This is a genomic window from Adlercreutzia muris, from assembly GCF_008831045.1.
GTDB lineage: Bacteria > Actinomycetota > Coriobacteriia > Coriobacteriales > Eggerthellaceae > Adlercreutzia > Adlercreutzia muris.
Window position 1 is genome coordinate 1 of the sequence record NZ_WAJS01000057.1, and the last position, 7735, is coordinate 7735.

At 68.6% G+C, this 7735-nt stretch carries 6 protein-coding genes; 4 read left to right on the forward strand and 2 right to left on the reverse strand.

Features of this window, described 5'->3' with window-relative positions:
- The coding region (locus F8D48_RS11070; RefSeq protein WP_151432059.1) for an amidohydrolase family protein at window positions 1-341 on the forward strand (341 nt) is incomplete at its 5' end.
- Between the two features lie 65 nt (window positions 342-406).
- On the opposite strand, the gene F8D48_RS11075 is transcribed toward F8D48_RS11070, so the two are convergent.
- Window positions 407-2296 (reverse strand): BglG family transcription antiterminator, encoded by a 1890-nt coding sequence (locus tag F8D48_RS11075; protein ID WP_151432061.1) that lies wholly within the window; start codon window positions 2294-2296, stop codon window positions 407-409.
- Window positions 2297-2532: 236 nt separating this feature from the next.
- Here F8D48_RS11075 and F8D48_RS11080 point away from each other — a divergent pair, with 236 nt between their 5' ends.
- Window positions 2533-4179: an MFS transporter gene (locus F8D48_RS11080; protein ID WP_170272811.1), complete on the forward strand. Its 1647-nt coding sequence runs from the start codon at window positions 2533-2535 to the stop codon at window positions 4177-4179.
- A 151-nt stretch (window positions 4180-4330) separates the two neighbouring features.
- Here the strand turns inward: F8D48_RS11080 and F8D48_RS11085 are convergent, their stop codons facing one another.
- Entirely contained in the window at window positions 4331-4882 is a 552-nt protein-coding gene (locus F8D48_RS11085) for a hypothetical protein (RefSeq protein ID WP_151432065.1), read from the reverse strand.
- A gap of 291 nt (window positions 4883-5173) precedes the next feature.
- On the opposite strand from F8D48_RS11085, the gene F8D48_RS11090 reads away from it, so the two are divergent.
- Window positions 5174-6859, forward strand: coding sequence for an MFS transporter (locus F8D48_RS11090; RefSeq protein ID WP_151432067.1), 1686 nt, complete (start codon window positions 5174-5176; stop codon window positions 6857-6859).
- A gap of 143 nt (window positions 6860-7002) precedes the next feature.
- Window positions 7003-7735: amidohydrolase family protein (locus tag F8D48_RS11095; protein ID WP_151432069.1), on the forward strand; the 733-nt coding region annotated here is incomplete at its 3' end.

Genomic DNA, 7735 nt, shown 5'->3' on the forward strand with positions numbered 1-7735 from the left:
GGGCGGGCCTGCCCTTCACGCTGCACACCGACACGCCGGTGCTGCGCCCGAACCTGCTGGAGGCCGCCTGGTGCGCCGTGAACCGCGTCACCAAGGCCGGCGCGCAGCTTGACGAGGACCAGAAGGTGACGCCGTATCAGGCCATGCGCGCCATCACCTTCAACGGCGCCTACCAGTACGGCGAGGAGGACCTGAAGGGCACCCTGGAGGCGGGCAAGCTGGCCGACCTCGTGGTGCTCGACCGCAACCCGCTGGCCGTGGACCCGCGCGAGATCCGCGAGATCAAGGTGCTCGTCACCATCAAGGAAGGCGCGGTGATCTACCGGCGCGACGAGGCATAAGAACCCCTCCGCCCCATTCCTGCGGCCGGCTGCTCCCCTGAAGGGGCGGCCGGCCGTTTCCTTCCCTAGAACGCGCCCCGCAGCTCGGGAAAGCCGGGGAAGAAATCGTCCTCGGCCGCTTCCGCCCCATCGGCGCCCTGGGACTCCAAGAGACGCTTGAAGCGCTCCGTCAGCGGCGTCAGATCCCCTCGATCGTCGGGATGCACGAGCAGCAGCGCCACCTGGGCGCAGCGCTTCCCCGCCAGCTGCGGCCCCCCGTCCAAGTCGTAGAGGTGCACCGCGGTGCGCTCGACCCCCTCGCCGCACCAGGCGAGCACGAGGCTGCGCTCGCGAATGAAGCCCAACGTGCGCACGAGCCACCGGAAGCGCTCGAGGCCGAGGGACACCGCGCCGCTCGCGACCAGATCGCGATGGACCGTCGGCAGCAGAGCGCTCGGGGTCGCGGGCACCGTAAGGCGCACCCGCTCGCAGGGCACCTGCGCCTCGCGGCCGCGGCGCCACAGGGGAATGGCCTCCACGATGCGCTCCAAATCACGCTCGTCCACGAGGCTCGATATGGTCACGCTGGGAAAATCCACGGGCAGAGGCTCGAAGGACACGAGGAAGTCGAAGCGATCGAGCAAGGGCGAGGAGGGTCTCGCGCAGGCCGAGAGCACCTCGTTCTCGGCGATGACGTCCACCACCTGCACGCGGCTCGACAGCTTCTCAATGCGGTAGCGGCCCCACAGGGCCAAGTCGATGCCGCTGTTCACCACCAGTCCCACGCGGTAGTGCCGCAGGCTCCCCACCCGCTCCAAGTACTCGACCAGCACCAGCACCAAGCGCGTGTAGTCCGACGTGTGCAGCCGTGCCTCCACGAGCGCGGGCACCTCGCACAGCACCGAGGACAGCAGGCACATGCCGTCCATGGAATCGTATTTCACGGCCAGCTCGTTGGGGTTCTGCACCACCAGCCCGCAAGCGCGCCGGGTCAACCCGCTCTCCACGAGAATGCCCAGCGGACGAATGAGGGAGGCGGGCACCGGCTCCCCGAAGGCGGCCTCGCAGGCGGCGGCGATGTCGGCAGCCATGGCCCGGGCCCGGTCGTTGGGCTCGTAGCGCTCCATAAGCTCGGCGCTCCACTGCCACGTGCAGCAGTTCGCCATATCTTGGAGCAGGCCCATCTCGGCCTCGTTCACCGCGATACCGAAGTGGCGCGAGAGGCGATTCCCCAGGCTCGCGAAGAACCCGGACAGCTCGCCGGTAAGGGGCCGGTCGGCGATGACGTGGCCCATTTGGATGCGCGCCACCATGATGCGCAGGTAGACGCCGAGCTGCCAGCGGGCGTTGCTGGAGAGGGTGAAGCCGAGGTTGTCCTGGACCTCCTCGATGCAGCGATCGAAGAACCGCTGGTCGCAGCCGGAGGCCGCGTCCAAGAGCAGCGGCTCGATGCGGCGGCGCACGGCCTGGGGCGGGAAGGAGAACAGCACCGACATGAGAAAGCCCCGCTGAGTCCACTCGGCCCCGACGAACTCGATGCGCCGGCCGGTGCGCACCGCCAGCCCCCGGCCCACGAGCACCCGCTGCCACCAGTGCAGATCGCTCTGCATCTGCTGCTTGTTCGTGAAGACCGCCCGCGTGAGGGATTCCACGGTATGGGGTCCCGGCGTACAGGTGAGCACCACCAACTCCCGGCAGAGGCGCTCGAAGCGCGGATGCATGGCAGCCTCGCTCTCGTCGAGCAGACGCGAGAGGCGGTTCGCCTCATGGGCGGCCAGCACGAGGCGCAGCCCCGACCCTCGCCGCCGTGAGACACAGGACGCGAAGCCCTCGTGGCGGAGGAACCCGTCGATGGCCTTCACGTCCGTGCGCACCGTCTTCTCGGAGCAGCCGAGCAGATGGGCGTACCAGGCGCAGGTCTTGTACTCGGCCTCGTTGAGCAGCGCGCGGAGCAACGATCCCTGTCTGGCGTTCATGGACTCCCCCTCGTGGTCCCGGGAATAAGCTGAGCGATTCACTCGGCAATAGTGTACTGAATTCCCCTTGGCCGCACGGGCCGCAGAGGCCAGACAAATTGCCGCAGTTACGGCAAACCCCCTGCGTACCACTGTTTTTACCGCATCTGCGGCAAGAGATGTGCCCCGCCGCCGACCGGGACAGACCTACAATCCCCTCAGTTTCCCGTGTTCGCGCCATCAGTTTGGAGGGCCCTATGACGTCCACGAACCCCGCCGCAGAAACGTCTCGCGCAACCGCGCGCCGCCGCAGCGAGGGGGCCGGCGGGCGCGAGCCGGGCACGGGGAGCTGGGCGCCCCTGGCCGTGCTCGTCTTGGCTCAGATCGGCACCTCCAGCGACAACGCCGCCATGAACATCGCCGTGGGCAGCCTCACCGCCGAGCTCGGCGCCACCCTGGGCGACATCCAGATGGCCACCACGGTGTTCTCCCTCATCGCCGGGGCCTTCATGATCGCCGGCGGCCTCATCGGCGTTACCATCGGGCTGCGGCGCACCATGCGCATCGGGCTGGCCCTAGCCGTCCTGGGCGAGGTCGTGGCAGCCTGCGCTTTTCACATCGCAGTGCTCACCTGGGGCGGCCGGGCGCTCATGGGGGTCGGGGCGTGTCTGGTGACCCCCTCGGTGCTCGGACTGGTGGCGGCCCTCTACGAGGGGAGGCGGCGCGCGGTGGCCTTCGGGGCCATTGCCGGCGCGGCGGCCCTGTCCACCCTCTCCCCCATCGTCTTAGGCGCCATCATGGACGCCGCGGGCTTCCGCGTCACCTTCGCCGTGCTGGCCGCCTATTTCGCCCTCGTTCTGGGAACAACCGCGCTGCTGCCCGCAAGTGCCCCGCAGGCGGGGCGCAAGCGCTTCGACGTCGCCGGCATGGCCGTTGCCGCCGCGGGCCTCACCCTCTTCCTGCTCGGCACCTCGCGGCTGTCCACCTGGGGCGTGGTCTTCCCCATGGCCGGCTGCCCCTTCACCGTGGCGGGCCTCTCGCCGGCGCTGCCCCTCATGGCAGCAGGGCTGTTGCTGCTCGCCCTTCTCGTTCCCATCGAGCGGGCGGCCGAAGCAGCCGGCGGGGCCCTCATCCCGCGATCCTACCTCGCCTCGCCGGCGGTGCGCTCGGGACTTCTCGCCGTGGCGATGCCGTTCTTCTTCATGGGTGCCCAGGGAATCCTCATCACTCCCTACCTGATGCTCGTGGCCGGCTTCTCCGCCATGCAAAGCGGCATGCTGTCGCTGCTGTCGGGCATCCCCATGTTCTGCCTGGCGACGTTTCTGCCGAAGCTGGCACCGCGCCTCTCGTCGCGCCTCATCATCCGCATCGGCCTTGCCGCCATTGTCGCCGCCTGCCTCCTCATGGCCCTCGGCGTGGAGCAGGAGGCGGTCGGTGCTGCCCTGTTCGCCGGCACGATGCTGGGCGGCATCGGCGTGGGGGCCGTCAACTCCCAGGCCAACAACGCCGTGGCCTCGGCCGTACGCGGCCGCGATGCCGAGCAGTCCGGGGGCATCCAGGGGGCCGCCCGCAACATCGGCCTGGCCCTCGGCACCGCCGTGGGCGGCACCTGCCTGCTGCTCGCCATGGCAACGCTGTTCGCAAGCGGTGCCGCCGAGGCGTCGATAGCCGGCGATCTGGTGCGCACCGCTGCCGAGCAGGGCAGCACCCTCATGGGCCCCGAGGCCTTCGCCGAGCTGGCGGCGACGTGGGGAGCCGCCCCCGCCGACGGCGCCGCACTCGCCGCTATCCACAGCCAAGCCCAGGCCGACGCCCTGCGCCTTACCTTCGGCCTGCTCGGCGCCGTCATGGCCCTCAGCCTCATCGGCACGCGCCACCTCGTGGAGACGGCCGCCGGGAGGTGATCTCGCCCGCGCCCCATGAGACGGGAAAAGAGAGAACCCGCGGGGACTGCCCGCGGGTTCTCTCTTTCCGAAGACTCTTTTGAGCGGTGCGACCGCCGGAAAGCCGCCCGACCGCGCCGCCGGCGGCAACAGGCGCAATGCAGCCGGTGCCTTAGGCGCTGATCTCGGCGGTCTTGGCGGCCATGGCCTCGGCCACGGCATCGGCCCTCTGCTGGCCGCGCACCACGAAGCTGATGGTGAAGTAGCCGGCCACCGCGCCGCCGCAGGCACACACGAGGCCCTTCAGGATCATCATGCCGGTGACCGTGGCACCGCCGGCGGGCAGCGCCAGGGAGAGCAGGGCGCCGATGCCGGTCATGAACACGCAGGCCAGAGCGCCTACCACGAGGATAGACACGGCGTAGGAGCCGGACGCGAGCGGGAAGGCGCCCGCACCGCCAGCCGGCAGCTTGAAGACGTTCTTGCGCAGGTCCATGCGGGTGAGCGGCACCACGCAGGCGAACAGCAGCATGCCCAGCAGAAGACCGGTGAAGGACAGATCGGACACGACGGCGCCCATGTCGAAGGTGGCGCCCTCGGCGGCGGCGTGCAGGCCGGCGAAGATGGCGGCGTTGATGATGCCGTTCACCACGCCATAGCCGATGAGGCACTTGTTCAGCGCGTAGGACGTGAAGGACAGGGGGGCCTTGGGGGACTTTGCCATAGGTGAGCGTTCCTTTCTTCTTGCGATGCTCTCGGCGCGGAGCGGGGCTTTACGACGAGCCCGCGGCTTCCTCCGCGCAGCCGGTCCCGCAGGGACGCGGCGATGTGACGGGGAGCATTATAGGAACCGGTGTTCCCTTTCTGCGCATAAACCATTTCCGTTGCTGCGGAAAACGTTTCCCATTCGGAAAGGGAGCAATCTCCCTACAATGATCGCCGCCGAGTTACGGAGGGCCCTTGCGAGACTACCCTCTTCGGTGTAGGCATCCCATCCAAGTTTTAAGGAGGAACAATGGCGAAGACAAAAGCGGCACATCCCGAGGGAGGTGTCGAGAAGTTCCTGGTACTGCCCATTATCGTGCTGATTCTGGCGCAGATGGGAACCTCGGGCGACAACGGCGCGCTCGGCCTCGCCAACCAGCAGCTGGTCGACGTGCTGGGCGCCACCACCCCCGACATCCAGCTGGCGAACATGGTGTACTCGCTCATGGCCGGCGCCTTCATGGTGGCGGGCGGTCTGGTGGGCACCATCATCGGCTGGCGCACTAACTTCCGCCTGGGCGCCATTCTGTGCGCCGCGGGCGAGCTGGTCATGGCGCTGTCGCCGAACATGACCGTGTTCATCTGGGGGGGCCGCATTCTCGTCGGCTTCGGCGCCAGCTTCATGATCCCCTCGGTGCTGGGCCTTATCCCCTTCATCTACCACGGCAAGAACCGCGTGCTGGCCTTCGGCTGCATCGGCGCCGCCTCGGGCCTGTCGGCCTTCCTGCCGCTGATCCTGGGCATCGTGATGCAGTTCGGCGGCTTCCGCGTCACCTTCGGCGTGCTGGCCGTGTACTTCGCCCTGGTGCTGCTCTTGTCCTTCAAGCTGCCGGCCATCGAGAAGCCCGCTGAGAAGCTGAAGTTCGACGGGCTCGGCACCGGCATCGCCGCCGTGGGCCTGTTCCTGTTCCTCGTGGGCCTGTCCCGCATCTCCGCCTGGGGCCTCATCGAGCCCTTCGCTGAGTGCCCCTTCACCATCTTCGGCATCTCGCCGGCCCTGCCCATGGCCGCCCTCGGCCTGATCCTGCTGGTCATCCTGGTGCCGGTGGAAAAGCGCGTGGAGGAGAAGAACGGGATCGCGCTTTTGCCCCAGTCCTTCCTGAAGACCCCCCAGGTGCGCGCCGGCCTCGTGGCGAGCGCCATCACCTTCTTCTTCATGGGCGTCCAGGCCATCCTGCTCTCGCCCTACCTGCAGCTGGTGGCCGGCTGGTCGCCGGTGCTCATGGGCGTCATGGCGCTGGCCGTGGGCATCCCCACGTTCATCTTCTCGCTCGGCATCCCGAAGTTCATGCCGAACGCCAACCCGCGCCGCGTCATCCAGCTCGGCTACATCGTGATGGCCGCCGCCTTCATCCCCATGGCCCTCTCGCTGCACGGCTCTGAAGTCAACGGCCTCATGTGGGTCGGCCTGGCCGTGGCCGGCGCCGGCGCCGGTATCGTGTCCGCCCAGGCCAACAACATCGTGGCCCTGGCCGTGAACGAGCGCGACGCCTCCCAGTCCGGCGGCATCCAGACCACCATGCGCAACGTGGGCCAGGCCATCGGCGTGGCCGCCATCGGCGCGGTGCTCCTGTTCGGCATCACCGCCAACATCGACAACGCCATGGCCGAGAGCCCCGTCATCACCCCCGAGGTGCAGCAGGCCGTGGCCGAGCGCAACATCTCGCTCATGGGCGACGCCCAGTTCGAGGCCACCATCGCCGACATCCCCATGGACGATGCCCAGCGTGCCGAGCTCGTGCAGTTGAACTCCGACGCCCGCATCCAGTCCACCATCACCTCCTACGTGGTGGCCGCCGTGCTGATCTTGCTGGGCCTGCTGTCCACCCGCTGGATCACCATCTTCAAGAAGGATGAGGACGGCAAAGAGGAGACCATCGTCGAGGAGACCGCCGGCGAGCAACCCTTCGAGCCCGTGGTCGACCGCGAGATGTAGGCCGGCCGCCCTCTGACTGACCGGACGATACCCCGGCCTTGACCGAAGCGGGTGGGACGCGCACCCACCCGCTTCTTCTATCGGGGGAAGCCCTCTCGCACACCCCCTGCGCACCCCGTCATCCGACAACTGAAAGGAAGACCATGAAACGGCTTTTCACCAACGCCACCTTCGTCACCATGGTCGACGAGTTCGATACCGCCGACGCCCTGCTCGTCGACGACGAGGGCCGCATCGCCTTCGTCGGCCCCCTGGAGGAGGCCCGCAAGCGCGCCGAGGGCGCCGAGGAGGTGGACCTGGGCGGCGCGGCGGTACTGCCCGGGCTCATCGACCCGCACAGCCACTTCACCGGCGCGCTGCAGTACCTCCTGTACGCCGACCTGTCCGAGTGCACCTCCTTCGCCGAGATCACCGAGACGCTGAGGGAGTTCGCCGCCAAGCGCCGCATCGGGCCCGACGGGGTCATCATGGGCAACGGCTACGACCAGAACAACCTGGTCGAGCAGCGCCACCCCGACAAGTCCGTCCTGAACGCCGTGTCCACCGACGTCCCCGTGCTCATCACCCACGTGTCGAACCACATGGGCGTGGCCAACGACCGCCTGCTGGAGCTGGCCGGCATCACGCCCGCCACCCCCGACCCGGAGGGCGGCCGCTACGGGCGCATGGACGGCACCGGCGACTTGGACGGCTACGCCGAGGAGCCGGCGGCCATGAACCCCTTCTACGCGGTGACCACGCCGCGCCTGGGCCTGGACTTCAACGCCATGATCGGCGACATGCAGCGCATATACCTGGAGCACGGCGTGACCACCTGCCAGGACGGCGCCACCGCCCCGGACATGGCCGCCGTCCTGGCGGGCCTGGCGAAGGCCG

What these genes read in the sequence shown, in the direction of transcription:
- F8D48_RS11075 (WP_151432061.1), bottom strand. Translation starts at nt 2,296, where the DNA reads ATGAACGCCAGACAGGGATCGTTGCTCCGCGCGCTGCTCAACGAGGCC.
- F8D48_RS11080 (WP_170272811.1), top strand. Translation starts at nt 2,533, where the DNA reads ATGACGTCCACGAACCCCGCCGCAGAAACGTCTCGCGCAACCGCGCGC.
- F8D48_RS11085 (WP_151432065.1), bottom strand. Translation starts at nt 4,882, where the DNA reads ATGGCAAAGTCCCCCAAGGCCCCCCTGTCCTTCACGTCCTACGCGCTG.
- F8D48_RS11090 (WP_151432067.1), top strand. Translation starts at nt 5,174, where the DNA reads ATGGCGAAGACAAAAGCGGCACATCCCGAGGGAGGTGTCGAGAAGTTC.